The organism is Micromonospora noduli (genome assembly GCF_003264475.1).
Classification (GTDB): domain Bacteria; phylum Actinomycetota; class Actinomycetes; order Mycobacteriales; family Micromonosporaceae; genus Micromonospora; species Micromonospora noduli.
In genome coordinates this window covers 57,045-73,403 of sequence record NZ_PYAC01000001.1, presented here as the reverse complement: position 1 = coordinate 73,403, position 16,359 = coordinate 57,045, and the positions used below count along the sequence as shown (strand labels likewise).

The 16,359-nt window shown below is 75.6% G+C and carries 12 protein-coding genes and 1 pseudogene; all 13 read left to right on the top strand.

All coding sequences use genetic code 11. The annotated features are described in order from the left end of the window. Positions 1 to 92: 92 nt before the first annotated feature. The 13 genes and pseudogenes from cobN to cobA all read left to right on the top strand — a co-directional run bounded on the left by cobN (position 93) and on the right by cobA (position 16,356). Positions 93 to 3,761 carry a cobaltochelatase subunit CobN gene (gene cobN / locus MED15_RS00320; RefSeq protein WP_112734530.1) on the top strand — a complete coding sequence of 1,223 codons (3,669 nt, stop codon included), beginning with the start codon at positions 93 to 95 and terminating at the stop codon, positions 3,759 to 3,761. Continuing rightward, positions 3,758 to 6,061, top strand: a complete 2,304-nt coding sequence (locus MED15_RS00315; RefSeq protein ID WP_341866321.1) for a magnesium chelatase subunit D family protein — start codon at positions 3,758 to 3,760, stop codon at positions 6,059 to 6,061. The genes cobN and MED15_RS00315 overlap by 4 nt, the downstream gene beginning before the upstream one ends. Continuing rightward, positions 6,061 to 6,672 carry a cob(I)yrinic acid a,c-diamide adenosyltransferase gene (gene cobO, locus MED15_RS00310; RefSeq protein WP_112734529.1) on the top strand — a complete coding sequence of 204 codons (612 nt, stop codon included), beginning with the start codon at positions 6,061 to 6,063 and terminating at the stop codon, positions 6,670 to 6,672. Before MED15_RS00315 ends, cobO begins: the two co-directional genes overlap by 1 nt. After that, positions 6,666 to 8,021, top strand: coding sequence for a cobyrinic acid a,c-diamide synthase CobB (locus MED15_RS00305; protein ID WP_112734528.1), 1,356 nt, complete (start codon positions 6,666 to 6,668; stop codon positions 8,019 to 8,021). Before cobO ends, MED15_RS00305 begins: the two co-directional genes overlap by 7 nt. Next, a complete protein-coding gene (gene cobI / locus MED15_RS00300; RefSeq protein WP_112734908.1) occupies positions 8,018 to 8,788 on the top strand; it encodes a precorrin-2 C(20)-methyltransferase in 771 nt (256 codons plus the stop codon). The genes MED15_RS00305 and cobI overlap by 4 nt, the downstream gene beginning before the upstream one ends. Beyond that, positions 8,785 to 9,618, top strand: coding sequence for a precorrin-4 C(11)-methyltransferase (gene cobM, locus MED15_RS00295; protein WP_112588074.1), 834 nt, complete (start codon positions 8,785 to 8,787; stop codon positions 9,616 to 9,618). The genes cobI and cobM overlap by 4 nt, the downstream gene beginning before the upstream one ends. After that, positions 9,615 to 10,766 (top strand): cobalt-precorrin-5B (C(1))-methyltransferase, encoded by a 1,152-nt coding sequence (locus MED15_RS00290; protein ID WP_112734527.1) that lies wholly within the window; start codon positions 9,615 to 9,617, stop codon positions 10,764 to 10,766. The genes cobM and MED15_RS00290 overlap by 4 nt, the downstream gene beginning before the upstream one ends. A gap of 32 nt (positions 10,767 to 10,798) precedes the next feature. Then, positions 10,799 to 11,401 (top strand): annotated as a pseudogene (gene cbiE, locus MED15_RS34620) (precorrin-6y C5,15-methyltransferase (decarboxylating) subunit CbiE); the annotation flags it as partial. A gap of 198 nt (positions 11,402 to 11,599) precedes the next feature. Then, on the top strand, positions 11,600 to 12,184 hold the full coding sequence (gene cbiT / locus MED15_RS34615; protein ID WP_112734907.1) for a precorrin-6Y C5,15-methyltransferase (decarboxylating) subunit CbiT: 585 nt from the start codon (positions 11,600 to 11,602) through the stop codon (positions 12,182 to 12,184). Further along, positions 12,181 to 13,908 carry a precorrin-3B C(17)-methyltransferase gene (gene cobJ / locus MED15_RS00275; RefSeq protein ID WP_112734526.1) on the top strand — a complete coding sequence of 576 codons (1,728 nt, stop codon included), beginning with the start codon at positions 12,181 to 12,183 and terminating at the stop codon, positions 13,906 to 13,908. Before cbiT ends, cobJ begins: the two co-directional genes overlap by 4 nt. Further along, entirely contained in the window at positions 13,896 to 14,093 is a 198-nt protein-coding gene (locus MED15_RS00270) for a DUF362 domain-containing protein (protein ID WP_112601048.1), read from the top strand. Before cobJ ends, MED15_RS00270 begins: the two co-directional genes overlap by 13 nt. Beyond that, positions 14,090 to 14,686: a precorrin-8X methylmutase gene (locus MED15_RS00265; RefSeq protein WP_112601049.1), complete on the top strand. Its 597-nt coding sequence runs from the start codon at positions 14,090 to 14,092 to the stop codon at positions 14,684 to 14,686. The genes MED15_RS00270 and MED15_RS00265 overlap by 4 nt, the downstream gene beginning before the upstream one ends. After that, positions 14,683 to 16,356 carry a uroporphyrinogen-III C-methyltransferase gene (gene cobA / locus MED15_RS00260; protein ID WP_112734525.1) on the top strand — a complete coding sequence of 558 codons (1,674 nt, stop codon included), beginning with the start codon at positions 14,683 to 14,685 and terminating at the stop codon, positions 16,354 to 16,356. Before MED15_RS00265 ends, cobA begins: the two co-directional genes overlap by 4 nt. Positions 16,357 to 16,359 lie beyond the last annotated feature (3 nt).

Sequence of the window (16,359 nt, the reverse complement as noted above, 5' to 3'; positions counted from 1 at the left end):
GCTCGGGCCGTCGTACCGGCTGACGCCGTACCCACCCGAATCGCCCCGGTCGCCCCCGTGAGGGCCCAGGGCGTCACTCTCCGGAGCCTGCCGTGCGCATCCTGCTGCTGTCCACCGCCGACACCGACCTGCTGGCCGCCCGCGCCAGCGGCGCCGACTACCGGCTCGCCAACCCCGCGCGGGTCGCCGCCGACGAGGTGCCCGCCCTGCTCGACGGGGTCGCCCTCGTCGTCGTACGCCTGCTCGGCGGTCGGCAGGCGTGGCCGGACGGCCTCGCCGCGGTGCTCGCCACCGGCGTGCCGACGGTCGTGCTCGGCGGCGAGGCGCTGCCCGACGCGGAGCTGATGGCCATCTCCACAGTGCCGTCCGGGGTCGTCACCCAGGCGCTGGCGTACCTGGTGGAAGGCGGCCCGGACAACCTCGGGCAGTTGGCCCGGTTCCTCTCCGACACGGTGCTGCTCACCGGCGAGGGGTTCGCCGCACCCGCGCCCACCCCGGCGTACGGCGTGCACGGCGAACACCCCGCCGACCCGGACCGGCCCACAGTGGGGATCGTCTTCTACCGGGCGCACGCCCTCGCCGGCAACACCGACTTCGTCGACGTGCTCGCGGACGCGGTCCGCAAAGCCGGCGGCAACCCGCTGCCGATCTTCTGCGGCTCGCTGCGCGGGCTGACCGCGGGCGCCGGCCCACTCGGACTCTTCGCCCGCTGTGACGCGCTGCTGGTCACGGTGCTCGCGGCCGGCGGCGCGGTCGCCGCGGACGCCTCCGGTGGCGGCGACGAGGACGCCTGGGACGTCGGCGCCCTGGCCGCCCTGGACGTGCCGGTCATCCAGGCGCTCTGCCTCACCAGCACCCGCGCGCAGTGGGCCGACAGCGACGCCGGCTTGTCCCCACTGGACGCCGCCATGCAGGTGGCCATCCCCGAGTTCGACGGCCGGATCGTCACCGTGCCGTTCTCGTTCAAGCAGATCGACGCCGACGGGCTCTCGGTCTACGCCGCCGATCCCGAGCGGGCCGCCCGGGTCGCCGGGATCGCGGTGCGCCACGCCCGGCTGCGGTACGTGCCGCACGCCGACAAGCGGGTCGCCGTGGTGCTCAGCTCGTACCCCACCAAGCACTCCCGGGTCGGCAACGCCGTCGGGTTGGACACCCCGGCCTCGGCGGTCCGGCTGTTCGCCGCGTTGGCCGAGGCCGGCTACGACCTGGGTGACGCGCCACCGCCCGACGACGGCGACGCGCTGATCCACGCGCTGATCGCCGCCGGTGGTCACGACGTGGAGTGGCTCACCCCGAAGCAGTTGGCCGCCGCCGAGGCCCGGATACCGGGACCGACGTACCGGCGCTGGTTCGACGAGGTCCCGGCCGAGCTGCGCGGGCGGATGCGGGAGCACTGGGGTGAACCGCCGGGCGAGCTGTACACCGAGGGCGGCGACATCGTGCTCGCGGGGCTGCGCTTCGGCAACGTGGTGCTGCTGATCCAGCCGCCCCGCGGCTTCGGGGAGAACCCGATCGCCATCTACCACGACCCGGACCTGCCGCCCAGCCACCACTACCTGGCCGCGTACCGCTGGCTGACCGCGCCGGTCGCGGACGGCGGCTTCGGCGCGGACGCCGTGGTGCACCTGGGTAAGCACGGCACCCTGGAGTGGCTGCCCGGCAAGGGCCTCGGCCTGGCCGCCGACTGCGCGCCCGACGCGGTCCTGGGCGACCTGCCGCTGGTGTACCCGTTCATCGTCAACGACCCCGGCGAGGGCACCCAGGCCAAGCGGCGGGCGCACGCCGTTGTCGTCGACCACCTGGTCCCGCCGATGGCCCGCGCCGAGACCTACGGCGACCTGGCCAAACTGGAACAACTGCTCGACGAGTACGCGACAGTGCAGGCCCTCGACCCGGCCAAAGTGCCCACCGTACGGGCCCAGATCTGGGACCTGGTGCGCGCCGCCGAGCTGCACCATGACCTGCACGCCGAGGCGATGCCCGAAGCGGACGACTTCGACGACTTCGTGCTGCACCTCGACGGGTACCTGTGCGAGGTCAAGGACGTGCAGATCCGCGACGGGCTGCACATCCTCGCCGACGCGCCCACCGGCGAGCCCCGGGTCAACCTGGTCCTGGCGGTGCTGCGCGCCCCACAGATCTGGGGCGGCGCCCGGGCCCTGCCCGGCCTGCGACAGGCCCTCGCCGTCGCGTACTCCCTCGACGAGCAGGAGCTGCTCGCGTCGCCGGGACAGCGACTGGCACTGCCTGCGGCGCTGACCGACGTGGTGGACGGGCCGGCCGGCACCGCCGCCGACGCGATCGACCTCATCGAGGCCCTCGCGCGGCGGCTGGTCGTGGGCATGGAAACCCTGGACTGGGCAGTGGACATGGTTGACGCCGTGGTGACCGAGGTGACCGGTCGGTCGATTCCGGACGTCGCCGCGGTCCTGCACTTCGCCGCCACCGAGCTGGTGCCGCGACTGGACCGGACCACCGACGAGCTGACCAACACACTCGGGGCGCTGGACGGGAGGTTCGTGCCGCCCGGCCCGTCCGGCTCACCCACCCGCGGCCTTGTCAACGTGCTGCCCACCGGCCGTAACTTCTACTCCGTCGACCCGAAGGCCATCCCCAGCCGCAACGCCTGGGACGTCGGGGTGGCCCTCGCCGACTCGCTGCTGGCCCGGCACCTCGCCGACACCGGGGCGTACCCCCGCTCGGTGGGGTTGACAGTGTGGGGCACCAGCGCGATGCGGACCCAGGGCGACGACATCGCCGAGGTGCTCGCGCTGCTGGGCTGCCGGCCGGTCTGGGACGACCGGTCCCGGCGGGTCACCGGCATCGAGGTGGTGCCGACCGCCGAGCTGGGCCGCCCGCGCGTCGACGTCACAGTGCGCATCTCCGGGTTCTTCCGCGACGCGTTTCCGCACGTGGTGGCGCTGCTCGACGACGCCGTCCGGCGGGTCGCCGCCCTGGACGAACCGGCCGAGGAGAACTACCTGCGGGCGCACGTCGCCGCCGACCTCGCCGAGCACGGCGACGAGCGGCGGGCCACCGCCCGGATCTTCGGCTCCAAGCCCGGCGCGTACGGCGCTGGGCTGCTGCCCCTGATCGACGCGCGGACCTGGCGCAGAGACGCCGACCTGGCCGAGGTGTACGCGGTGTGGGGCGGATACGCGTACGGCCGGGGCCTGGACGGGCGGGAGGCGCGCGCCGACATGGAGCGCTCGTTCGCCCGGATCGCGGTGGCGGTGAAGAACCAGGACACCCGCGAGCACGACATCGTCGACTCTGACGACTACTTCCAGTACCACGGCGGGATGGTGGCGATGGTCCGCCACCTCACCGGTACGTCACCGCAGGCGTACGTGGGTGACTCGGCGATGCCGCACGACGTGCGCACCCGCACGCTGGGCGAGGAGACCCGGCGGGTGTTCCGGGCCCGGGTGGTCAACCCCAAGTGGATCGCCGCGATGCGCCGGCACGGCTACAAGGGCGCGTTCGAGCTGGCGGCCACAGTGGACTACCTGTTCGGCTACGACGCCACCGCCGGTGTTGTCGACGACTGGATGTACGAGCACCTGGCCGCCGCGTACCTCTTCGACGAGACCACCCGCGAGTTCCTGGAGAAATCCAACCCGTGGGCGTTGCGCGGCATCACCGAGCGGCTGTTGGAGGCCGCCGACCGGGGGCTGTGGGCCAAGCCGGAGCCGGCCACCCTCGACCGGCTGCGCGACACGTACCTGGCCAGCGAGGGCGACCTGGAGGACCGGGCATGACCGCGACCACGACCTACCCGTTCAGCGCGGTGCTCGGCATGGCCGACATGCGGCTGGCGTTGCTGCTCAACGCGGTCTCCCCGGCGATCGGCGGGGTGCTGGTCCGGGGTGAGAAGGGGACCGCCAAGTCCACCGCCGTGCGGGCTCTCGCCGCGCTGCTGCCGCCGGTGCGCCGGGTGGCCGGCTGCCGGTTCGGCTGTGATCCGGCCGAGCCCGACCCGGACTGCCCGGACGGCCCGCACCCGGCCGACGCCGCCGCCGAGACCCGTCCGGCCCGCCTCGTCGAGCTGCCGGTGGGCGCCGCCGAGGACCGGGTGGTCGGCGCGCTGGATCTGGAGAAGGCGATCGGCGAGGGGGTACGCGCCTTCGAGCCGGGCTTGCTGGCCGCCGCGCACCGGGGTGTGCTCTACGTCGACGAGGTCAACCTGCTGCACGACCACCTCGTCGACCTGCTGCTCGACGCGGCGGCGATGGGCCGCAGCCACGTCGAGCGGGAGGGCGTCTCGGTCAGCCACGCGGCCCGGTTCCTGCTGGTCGGCACGATGAACCCGGAGGAGGGGGAGCTGCGCCCGCAGCTGCTCGACCGGTTCGGGCTCACAGTGGAGGTGGGGGCCAGCCGGGACCCGGAGATCAGGGTCGAGGTGGTCCGCCGCCGGCTGGCCGCTGACGCGGACCCGGCCGGCTTCGCCGCCCGCTGGGCCGACGCCGACGCGGAGATCGCCGACCAGGTGGCCGCCGCCCGCCGCCGACTTCCCGGGGTACGACTGCCGGACGCCGCGTTGCGGCAGATCGCCGAGGTGTGTGCGGCGTTCGACGTGGACGGGATGCGGGCCGACATCGTCACCGCCCGGACCGCCCTCGCCCACGCCGCCTGGCACGGCCGGGACCGGGTCACCATCGACGACGTCCGGGTGGCCGCCCGGCTGGCCCTGCCGCACCGCCGCCGCCGCGACCCGTTCGACACCCCCGGGCTGGACGAGAAGCGCCTCGACGAGGCGTTGCAGCGCGCCCAGGACGCCCACCCCGACGACCCGGACGACTCCGGTCCCGACGACAGTGGCCCGGATGGCGGCGGCCCGCAGGGCGGTGGGCCGGCCGGTGGCGGCGGCCCGAACGGGGGCGGACCAAGCGCCGGCGGGCCGCAGGGCGGCTACGGCGGTGGTGACGGCGTCGACCACTGTGAACCCGGGTCGGCCGGGCATTCGGCGGCGGGTGACGGCGCTGGCCCGCAGGGACGCACCGACGGCCCGGACGGCACCGACGGCTGGCCGCAGCGCCAGCCGGGCGACCGGGGTGACGACGACAGCTGGCCGCAGCACCAGCCGGGCGGCGACGGCCAGAACGCGCGCCCGCGCGGCGGCCGGCAGTCGGCGACCGGTGCCGACGACCCGACCGGCGGCGGGGAGTCCCAACCGGTGGCCGTACCCCGGGGTGGGTTGAAGGCGCGGGTGCTCACCGCGCCCGGCGTGGGTGACGGGGTGCCGGGCCGGCGTTCGCGGGCCCGCACCGGGCGGGGCCGCACCACCGGGGCCCGGGTGCCGGCGGGCCGGGTCGGCGCGCTGCACCTGCCGGCCACGATCCGCGCCGCCGCGCCGCACCAGGCGGCCCGGGGCCGACTCACCGGTCCGCTGCGACTGCGCCGGGACGACCTGCGCGAGGCGGTTCGTGAGGGGCGCGAGGGCAATCTGGTGCTGTTCGTGGTGGACGCGAGCGGCTCGATGGGTGCCCGGCAGCGGATGACCACGGTGAAGGACGCGGTGCTCGCCCTGCTCACCGACGCGTACCAGCGGCGGGACAAGGTCGCGGTGATCGCGTTCCGGGGTGGCGGCGCCCGGACCCTGCTGCCGGCGACCTCGTCGGTGCTGGCGGCCTCGACCCGGCTGGCCGAGCTGCCCACCGGCGGGCGTACCCCGCTGGCCGAGGGCCTGCTCGCCGCCGCGGACCTGTTGCGGGTGGAGCGCCTGCGCGACCCGAAGCGCCGCCCGCTGGTCCTCATCGTCACCGACGGCCGGGCCACCGCCGGCACCCGCCCGCTGGACCGGGCGGCAGCGGCGGCCGGGGTCCTGGCCGCCACGGGGGCTCCGTGCGTGGTCGTCGACTGCGAATCCGGCCCGGTCCGCCTGCACCTGGCGAACCGCCTGGCCACCCAGCTAAAAGCCCCCCGTCACCAACTAGAAGACCTAACCCACGCCCCCGCCCCCGCCCGAGGAGATCTTGGAACGAAACGGCCCCTGGAGGGGCGGCTTCCTTCCAAGATCTCGACCGGCACCACCCTCACGCCCGACAGGAGCGTTGCCTGATGCCGCAGGGACAGCCGAGCAACGTGCCCGCTGACGGGTTGACGACCCGGCAGCGGCGGCATCGGCCACTGCTGATGGTCCACACCGGACAGATGAAGGGGAAGTCGACGGCAGCCTTCGGGCTGGCGTTGCGGGCCTGGACGGCCGGTCTGCCGGTCGGGGTGTTCCAGTTCGTCAAGAGCGCCAAGTGGCGGGTCGGGGAGGAGAACGCCTTCCGGGCGCTCGGCGAGGTGCACGAACGCACCGGCCAGGGCGCGCCGGTGACCTGGCACAAGATGGGCGAGGGCTGGTCCTGGATTCAGCGCGGCGGCGACGCCGACCACGCCGCCGACGCCCTGGAGGGCTGGCGGCAGATCCAGCGTGACCTGGCCGCCGAGCGCTACGGGCTGTACGTGCTGGACGAGTTCACCTACCCGATGAAGTGGGGCTGGGTGGACGTCGACGAGGTGGTCGCCACCCTGGCCGAGCGCCCCGGCTTCCAACACGTCGTGATCACCGGTCGGGACGCCGACCCACGCCTGGTCGCCGCCGCCGACCTGGTCGCCGAGCTGACCAAGGTCAAGCACCCGATGGACGCCGGCCAGAAGGGCCAGAAGGGCATCGAGTGGTGAGCGCGCACTGGGCGCTGCCCCGGGTGGTGGTCGCCGCCCCGGCCAGCGGCCACGGCAAGACCACAGTGGCCACCGGGCTGCTCGCCGCGCTGCGCCGACGGGGCCTCACGGTCAGCCCGCACAAGGTCGGCCCCGACTACATCGACCCCGGCTACCACGCCCTCGCCGCCGGGCGGCCCGGGCGCAACCTCGACCCGTTCCTGGTCGGGGCCGACCGGATCGCCCCCCTGCTGCGCCACGGCGCGAGCGTCCCCACGCCCGCCGACATCGCCGTGGTCGAGGGCGTCATGGGCCTGCACGACGGCGCGGTGGGCCGCCGCGACTACGCCTCCACCGCGCACGTCGCCCGGCTGATCGAGGCACCCGTGCTGCTGGTGCTGGACACCACCGCGCAGGGCCGGTCGGCCGCCGCGCTCACCCTCGGCATGGCCGCGTTCGATCCGGCGGTACGGATCGGCGGGGTGATCCTCAACCGGGTCGGCTCACCCCGGCACGAGACGCTGCTGCGCGACGCCCTCGCCGAGGTGGACGTACCGGTGCTCGGGGCGGTCACCCGCGCCGCCGAGGTGGCCGCGCCGGCCCGGCACCTCGGACTGGTGCCGGTCGCCGAGCGGGCACCCGAATCGGTCGCGATCGTCACCGCGCTCGCCGAGCTGGTCGAGGCCACAGTGGACCTCGACGCCGTGCTCGCCCTGGCCCGGAGCGCCCCGCCGCTGACCACCCCGGCGTGGGACCCGGTCGCCGCCGTCGGCGGGCCGGCCGGCGTCGAGCGCCCACGGGTCGCCCTCGCCGGTGGCCCGGCCTTCACCTTCTCGTACGCGGAGACCGCCGAACTGCTCACCGCGGCCGGCGCGGAGGTCGTCACCGTCGACCCGCTGCGTGACCCGGCGCTGCCCACCGGCACCCGGGCGGTCGTGATCGGCGGCGGCTTCCCCGAGGCGTACGCCCAGACGCTTGCCGACAACACCGGGCTCCGCGCCGAACTGGCTGACTTCGACGGGCCGATCGTGGCCGAGTGCGCCGGACTGCTCTACCTCGGGCGGTCCCTGGACGGCGTACCGATGTGCGGCCGGCTGGACCTGACCGCCCGGATGACCGACCGGCTCACCCTCGGCTACCGGGAGGCCCTCGCCGTCACCGACTCCCCGGTGGCGCGCGCCGGCGAGCCGGTACGCGGCCACGAGTTCCACCGCACCACCACCGACCCCGGGCACGGCGACGCACCGGCGTGGCGTTGGAACGACACCGGGCACGGCTTCGTCGCCGGCCGGGTGCACGCGTCCTACCTGCACACCCACTGGGCCGGCCACCCGGAGGCGGCCCGTCGACTGGTCGAGGCGTGCCGATGAGCGCCGACGCCACGCTCACCGGGGTCGGCGTCGGCCCGGGCGACCCGGAACTGCTCACCGTCAGGGCGGTGCGGCTGCTGCGCGAGGCCGACCTGGTCTTCGTACCCGTGATGGCGGACCGGGTCGCTCCCGCCGGTGCGGCCTCGCCGGGTGCGGACGCCGGGCGGGCCGAGGCGACAGTGCGCTCCCACGTCGCGGCGGAGCGGCTGCGCCGGCTGCCGTTAGCGTTGGACGACCGGGGTGGGGTCACCGCGCGCCGGGCGGCCGCCTGGGACGACGCCGCCCGGGTGGTGGTCGAGGCGATCGACGCGGGCGCCCGGTCCCTCGCGTTCGCCACCATCGGCGATCCCAACGTCTACTCCACCTTCGGTTACCTGGCCCAGAGCGTCCGCGCGCTGCGCCCGGCGGTGCGGGTGGCGACAGTGCCCGGCGTCACCGCCATGCAGGAGTTGGCGGCCCGCAGCGGCACCCCGCTCTGCGAGGGACGCGAACCGCTCACCCTGCTGCCGGCCACCGCCGGCCTGGCGCTCTTCGCCGACGCCCTCGCCGGGCCGGGCACCGTGGTCGCCTACAAGGGCTGGCGACGGCACCCGGAACTGCTCGCCGAGCTGCGCCGGCAGGGCCGCCTCGCCGACGCGGTGCTCGGACGCAGCCTGGGGCTCCCCGGTGAACGCATCGGGCCGGTCGACGACACCGAGCACGACCTGCCGTACCTGTCGACGCTGCTGGTTCCGGCCCGCCGCGAGCACCGAGGAGGAAAGCTGTGACCAGCGACGGCAAGGTGTGGTTCGTCGGAGCCGGCCCGGGGGCGGCGGACCTGCTGACAGTGCGGGCCGCCCGGGTCATCGCCGAGGCGGACATCGTCATCTGGGCGGCCAGCCTGGTGCACGCCGACGTGCTCGACCACGCCCGCCCCGGCGCGGAGATCGTCGACTCGTCGCAGCTGCCCATCGAGGGGGTGCTGCCGCTCTACCGGCGCGCCGCCGAGCAGGGGCTGAGCGTGGCCCGGATCCACTCCGGAGACCCGGCGCTGTGGGGCGCGGTGCAGGAGCAACTGGACGTGTGCCGGGCGCTCGACCTGGCCGTCGAGATCGTGCCCGGGGTGTCCTCGTTCACCGCCGTCGCGGCGATCGTCGGCCGCGAGCTGACAGTGCCCGAGGTGGCCCAGTCGGTCATCCTCACCCGCCTCGAAGGCGGCAAGACCCCGATGCCACCCGGCGAGCGGGTTCGCGACTTCGCCCGGCACGGCACCACCATGGCGCTGTTCCTCTCCGCCGCCCGCTCCGGGCAGGTGCAGGCCGAGCTGCTGGCCGGCGGCTACCCGGAGGACACCCCGGCCGTGGTGGCGTACCAGGCGACCTGGCCCGACGAACTGGTGGTGCGCTGCACGGTCGGCACCCTGGAGGCGACGGTCAAGCAGCACAAGCTGTGGAAGCACACCCTCTTCCTGGTCGGTCCGGCCCTCGCCGCCGAGGGCACCCGCTCGCACCTCTACCACCCCGGGCACTTCCACACCTTCCGCCGCGCCGAGCCGGCCGCCCGCGCCGAGCTGCGCCGCCAGGCAAGCGCCCGCACCGGGGGGACAGCCACACCATGACGTACGCCGAGCCGCCGCTGCGCGAGCCGGACCTGCCGCGCACCGCGAAGGTCCGGCCCACCGCGCTGCGCACCGGCTGGACCACCGGCGCGTGCGCGACGGCGGCGGCCAAGGCCGCGGTCACCGCCCTGGTCACCGGCACCACCCAGCAGGAGGTGGAGATCGGGCTGCCCGCCGGACGTCGGGTGCGCTTCCCGGTGGAGCGCTGCGAGGTGACCGGCACCCCACCGGTCCGGGCCGAGGCGGTGGTGGTCAAGGACGCCGGGGACGACCCGGACGTCACCCACGGCGCCGAGCTGACCGCCACAGTGAACTGGACCGACGTGCCCGGCCTGCGGCTGGCGGGTGGTGCCGGCGTCGGCACCGTCACCAAACCCGGCCTCGGGCTCGCGGTCGGCGGGCCAGCGATCAACGACACCCCCCGCCGGATGATCGGCGAGGCGGTGGCCGAGGTGGTCGACCTCAGCGAGGTCGGGGTCCGGGTGGTGATCAGCGTGCCCCGGGGCGAGATCATGGCCCGCAAGACCACCAACCGTCGGCTCGGCATCCTCGGCGGCATCTCGATCCTCGGCACCACCGGGATCGTCCGCCCGTTCTCCACCGCGTCGTGGCGGGCCAGCGTCGTGCAGGCCGTGCACGTGATGGCCGCCCAGGGCGAGCCGACAGTGGTGCTCTGCACCGGCGGGCGTACTGAGCGGGCCGCCCGCGCGCTATTGCCCGACCTGCCCGAGGTCTGCTTCGTCGAGGTCGGCGACTTCACCGGGGCCGCGGTGACCGCCGCCGTGGGTGACGCGATGACCGGGGTGGTCTTCGTCGGCATGGCCGGCAAGCTCGCCAAACTCGCGGCCGGCATCCTGATGACCCACTACACCCGCTCCACTGTGGACCTTTCCCTGCTCGGCGCGGTGACCGCCGAGGCCGGCGGCGACCCGTCGCTCGTCGCCGCCGTGACCGAGGCGAACACCGGGCGGCACGCGTACGAGCTGTGGGAGGCCGCCGGGCTGCTCGCCCCGGCCGGCGACCTGCTCTGCCAGCGGGTCCGCCAGGTGCTGCGGCGCTTCGCCGGGCCGACTGTCGCAGTGGACGTGGCGATGGTCGACTTCGCCGGAACGCACGTCGTCGCCTCGTCCGGCCGGTGGCCCCGATGACGCGGATGGCCGCGGTGACGCCTGTGGCCCCGGCGACCGCCGTGACAGTGGTCGGTCTGGACGCGGCGGGCGCACCGCCGCACCCCGCGCTCGCCCCGGTGCTGGCCACCGCCGGGCTGGTGGTCGGGGCCACCCGGCACCTGGCCGCCGTGCCCATACCGGCCGGCGCGGACACCGTCACCCTCGGGCCGCTCGCCCCCGCCCTGCGCCGCCTCGCCGAGGCCGTCGCCGCCGGGGTGCCGGCCGTCGTGCTGGCCAGCGGCGATCCCGGCCTGTTCGGCATCGTCCGACGGCTGCGCGAGGCCGGGCTGCCCCTGCGGGTGGTGCCGGCGGTGTCCAGTGTGGCCGCCGCGTTCGCCCGCGCCGGGCTGCCCTGGGACGGCGCCGCCGTGGTCACCGCGCACGGGCGCGACCCCCGAGCCGCAGTGAACGCCTGCCGGGCGCTGCCACTGGTCGCGGTGCTCACCGCGCCCGGCGCCGGCGCGGCCGAGCTGGGCGCCGGCCTGATCGGCTGGTCGCGTCGCCTGCTGGTCGCCGAGCACCTGGGCACCGCCGCCGAACGGATCCGCGCGGTGACCCCCGAACAGGCCACCGCCGAGACCTGGGCCGACCCGCACGTCCTGCTCAGCCTCGCCGACCCCGTACCGGCCGACCCCGTACCGGCCGACCCCGTACCGGCCGACCCCGTACCGGCCGACCCCGTACCGGCCGACCCCGTACCGGCCGACCCCGTACCGGCCGACCCCGTACCGGCCGACCCCGTACCGGCCGACCCCGTACCGGCCGGGTCCGTGCCCGCCGACGCTGTTCCCAAGAGGGGCGCGGCCGGCGGGATGCGCGCCGACAACCAGCCCGCCGCCGCGCCGGCCGGAGGCTGGGCGCTGCCGGAGACCCGGTACGCCCACCGCGACTCCATGATCACGAAGTCGGAGGTGCGCGCCCTTGTCGTCGCCCGGCTGCGCCCCCGACTGGGCCGGCTGATCTGGGACATCGGGGCGGGCAGCGGCTCGGTCGGCATCGAGTGCGCGCTGCTCGGCGCGGCCGTGCTCGCCGTCGAAAAGGACCCCGAGGCCGGTGCCACCATCCAGGTCAACGCCGCCGCGCACGCCGTGCACGTCCGGCTGGTTGCCGGACATGCCCCGGCGGCGCTGGCCGACCTCCCCGAACCCGACGCGGTCTTCATCGGCGGTGGCGGCGTCGACGTCCTCACCGCCGTGGTGGCCCGCCAACCCGAGCGGGTGGTGCTCACCCTGGCCGCACTGGACCGGGTCGCACCGGCCGTGGGTCTGCTGCGCGCCGCCGGCTACACGGTCGAGGGCAGCCAGCTCTCCGCCGCCCGCCTCGCCGACCTGCCCGGCGGGTCGATCCGCCTCGCGGCCACCAACCCGGTGGTCGTCCTCACCGGGGAGCGCCAGTGACCGACCAGAACCCGCCCGCCCGGATCGGCCTGGTGGCGGCCACCGCCGCCGGCCGCCGGCACGCCGACACCCTGACCGCCGCCTGGCCGCACGCCCGGCTGGTCGAGGCGGAGACCGTCGCCGACGCGCTGCGGACCGCCTGGGCCGGATGTGACGCGGTCATCGCGTTCCTGGCCACCGGGGCGGTGGTGCGCATCGTCGCGCCGCTGCTCGACGACAAGCACACCGACCCGGCGGTGGTGGTCGTCGACGAGGCGGCCCGGCACGCCGTGGCGCTGCTCGGTGGGCACGCCGGCGGGGGCAACGCGCTCGCCGAACAGGTCGCCGCCCTGCTGGACGCCCAACCGGTGATCACCACCGCCACCGACGCGGTCGACCTGCCGGGGCTGGACACCCTCGGCTGGCCCGTGCAGGGCGCTGTCGCCGCGGTGTCCCGGGCCATCCTGGACGGCGAGCCGGTCCGGCTGATCGCCGACGCCGACTGGCCGCTGCCCGCCCTGCCCCCGAACGTGCGCGCGGCCGACGAGGACCCGACGGACGACGGGTACCGGCTGCTGGTCACCGACCGGGTGGTGCCGTCCGACCAGCGGACCGCCGTGCTGCGGCCGCCGTCGCTGGTCGCCGGCGTGGGCGCGAGTCGGGGCGTACCCGCCGCCGAGGTGGCGGAGCTGCTGCACCGGGTGCTGGCCGACGCCGGTCTCGACCCGGCGAGCCTGCGCTGCCTGGCCACCGCCGACATCAAGGCCGACGAGGCGGGCATCCGCAGCACCGTCGACGCGCTCGGCGTACCCCTGGTGACCTGGCCGGCGACGCGGCTGGCGGCGGTCGACGTGCCGCACCCCAGCGAGGTGGTCCGGGCTGCGGTCGGCACGCCGAGCGTGGCGGAGGCCGCGGCCCTGCTCGGCCCGGACGGTCGGGTCGACGACGCGACGCTGCTGGTGGGGAAGACCGCGACGGCGATGGCCACCGTGGCGGTGGCCCGGCACGCGCCACGCGGCCGGCTGGCCGTCGTCGGCCTCGGGCCGGGCGCCGCCGACCTGCGCACCCCGCGCGCGGTGGCCGAGCTACGTCGCGCCGCCGTGGTGGTCGGGCTCGACCAGTACCTGGAGCAGGTCCGCGAGGTGCTCCGCCCCGGAACCCGGGTGCTCTCCAGCGGGCTGGGCGCGGAGGAGGCGCGGGCGCGCGCCGCCGTCGCCGAGGCCGCCGCCGGCCGGGCGGTCGCGCTGATCGGCTCCGGCGACGCCGGGGTGTACGCGATGGCCAGCCCCGCCCTGGAGTACGCCGACGAGCGCATCGACGTGGTGGGCGTGCCCGGCGTCACCGCCGCCCTCGCCGCCGGGGCGCTGCTCGGCGCGCCGCTCGGCCACGACCACGCCTACCTGAGCCTGTCCGATCTGCACACCCCGTGGGACGTCATCGAGCGGCGGGTGACCGCCGCCGCCGAGGGTGACTTCGTGACGCTCTTCTACAACCCGCGCAGTCGGGCCCGCGACTGGCAGCTCGGCAGGGCGCTCGGCATCCTCGCCGCGCACCGGTCACCGGACACCCCGGTGGGCGTGGTGCGCAACGCCAGCCGCCCCGGCGAACGGGTGCACCTCGCCACAGTGGCCACGCTCGACCCGGCCATCGTCGACATGTACAGCGTCGTGGTCGTCGGCAGCAGCGACACCCGGCTGGTCGCCGGCCGGATGGTCACACCCCGGGGGTACCGGTGGCGTTCGTGACGATCGACGCCTGCCAGGGCTGCGGCGCCTGCCTGCTCACCTGCCCCACACACGCGATCCGACCGGTCGCCGGTGGCCTCACGGTCCGCGCCGACCGGTGCACCGGCTGCCTGGAGTGCCTGGAGATCTGCCCGGTCGACGCGATCCGCGTCGTCGAGCCCGACCCCTGTGAAGGAGCCCGATGAGCCGGGTGGTGCACCCCATCGAGGCCGAGTCGTACCGCATCCTGCGCGAGCGCGTCGACCTGTCGCACCTGCCGCCGCTGACCCGCGCGGTGACCGAGCGGGTGGTGCACGCCAGCGCCGACCTCGCGTACGTCGACGACCTCGTGTGCGACGAGGCAGCCCTGGAGTCGGGGCTGGCGGCGCTGCGCGCCGGGGCGCCAGTGGTCACCGACGTGGCGATGGTCGCCGCCGGCATCACCCGGGCCGGCCTGGAACTGGTCTGCCCGGTCGCCGAACCCGCCGCCGCCGCGCTGGGCCGCTCGGCCGGGATCACCCGCTCGGCGGCGGCTGTCCGGATCGCAGTGCAGCGGGTCGGGGCCGGAGCGGTCTGGGTGGTCGGCTGCGCGCCCACCGCGCTCGTCGAACTGCTCACAGTGGACGCCGCACCGGCGCTCGTCGTCGGCCTGCCGGTCGGCTTCGTGGGCGCCGCCGAGTCGAAGGCGGCGCTGCGGGCCAGCGGCCTGCCCGCCGTGTCCAACGTGGGGGAGAAGGGTGGCTCGGCGGTCGCCGCCGCCGCCCTCAACGCCCTGCTCTACGTCGAGGAGAAGTCATGACCGGGTTGGTCATCGTCGGGCACGGCACGCGCAGCGCGGCCGGGGTCGAGCAGTTCGCCGCTCTCGTCGAACGGGTCCGCGGTCGCGGTGACATCGGCGACGTCGAGGGCGGCTTCATCGAGCTGTCCCGCCCACCGCTGACCGACGCGGTCGGCGCTCTCGTCGCCCGGGGGCACCGCGCGCTGGTGGCGTTGCCGCTGGTGCTCACCGGCGCCGGTCACGGCAAGGGCGACATCCCCGCCGCGATGGCCCGGGAGCAGCAGCGCCACAGCGGGCTGAGCTACCGCTACGGCCGCCCGCTCGGCCCCCACCCGCTGCTGCACGAAGCCCTCGAACAGCGCATCGACGCCGCACTGGCTGGTGCCGACCGGGCCGGCACGGAGCCGGCTGGTGCCGACCGGGCCAGCACATGGGTGGCGTTGATCGGCCGGGGGTCCACCGACCCGGACGCCAACGCCGAGGTCGCCAAGGTCGCCCGGCTGCTCTGGGAGGGACGCGGCTACGCGGGCGTGGAGCCGGGGTTCATCTCCCTGGCACAGCCGTCGGTGCCGGCCGTGCTGGAGCGCCTGCGCCGCCTCGGGGCGCGCCGGATCGTGGTGGCGCCGTACTTCCTGTTCGCCGGGGTTCTACCGGACCGGATCGTCGCCCAGTCGGCCGAGTTCGCCGCCGCCCACCCCGACCTGGACGTCCGGGTCGCCGAGGTGATCGGCGACTGTGACGCCCTCGCCGATCTCGTCCTGGAGCGGTACGCCGAGGCGCTGGGCGGGGACATCCGGATGAACTGCGACACCTGCGCGTACCGGGTGTTGATGCCCGGCTTCGCGGACAAGGTGGGTCGCCCGCAACGCCCGCACGACCACCCCGACGACCCGGTCGGCCACCATCACCATCACGGGCACGATCACCACGACCACGACCACGCACACCACGACCACGGCTCGGTCGCCGTGGTCGGCGGCGGGCCGGGGCCCGACGACCTGATCACGGTACGCGGAAAGGCGTTGCTCGACGCGGCGGACGTCGTGGTGGTCGACCGCCTCGCCCCGCAGGGGCTGCTCGCGGGGCTGCGCCCCGACGTGCTGGTGGTCGACGCCGCGAAGGTGCCCCGTGGCCCGTCGGTGGCCCAGGAGGCGATCAACGAGGCACTGGTGTCGCACGCCCGCGCCGGTCGCCGGGTGGTCCGGCTCAAGGGTGGTGACCCGTACGTCTTCGGGCGCGGCCACGAGGAGGTGCAGGCCTGCACGGCGGCCGGTGTCCCGGTGACCGTGGTGCCCGGGGTGAGCAGCGCGCTCGCCGCACCGGCCCTCGCCGGCGTGCCGGTGACGCACCGGGGCGTGGCGCACGACGTCACGGTCGTGTCGGGGCACCTGCCGCCAGGGCATCCCGACTCGCTCGTCGACTGGGCGGCGCTGGCCCGGGTCCGGGGCACCGTCGTGCTGCTGATGGCTGTCGACACCATCGCCAAGATCGCGTCAGTGCTGATCGAGCACGGTCGTGCCCCGGAGACTCCGGTGCTGGCAGTGCAGGACGCCGGGCTGCCCGCCCAGCGGTCGGTGCCCGCCCGGCTGGACGAGATCGGCGCGGTCGCCGCCCGGGAGGGCGTCGGTCCGCCCGCTGTCTTCGTCCTCGGCCCGGTGGTAGCTCTCACCACCACCGGGCCGACCGGATGACGA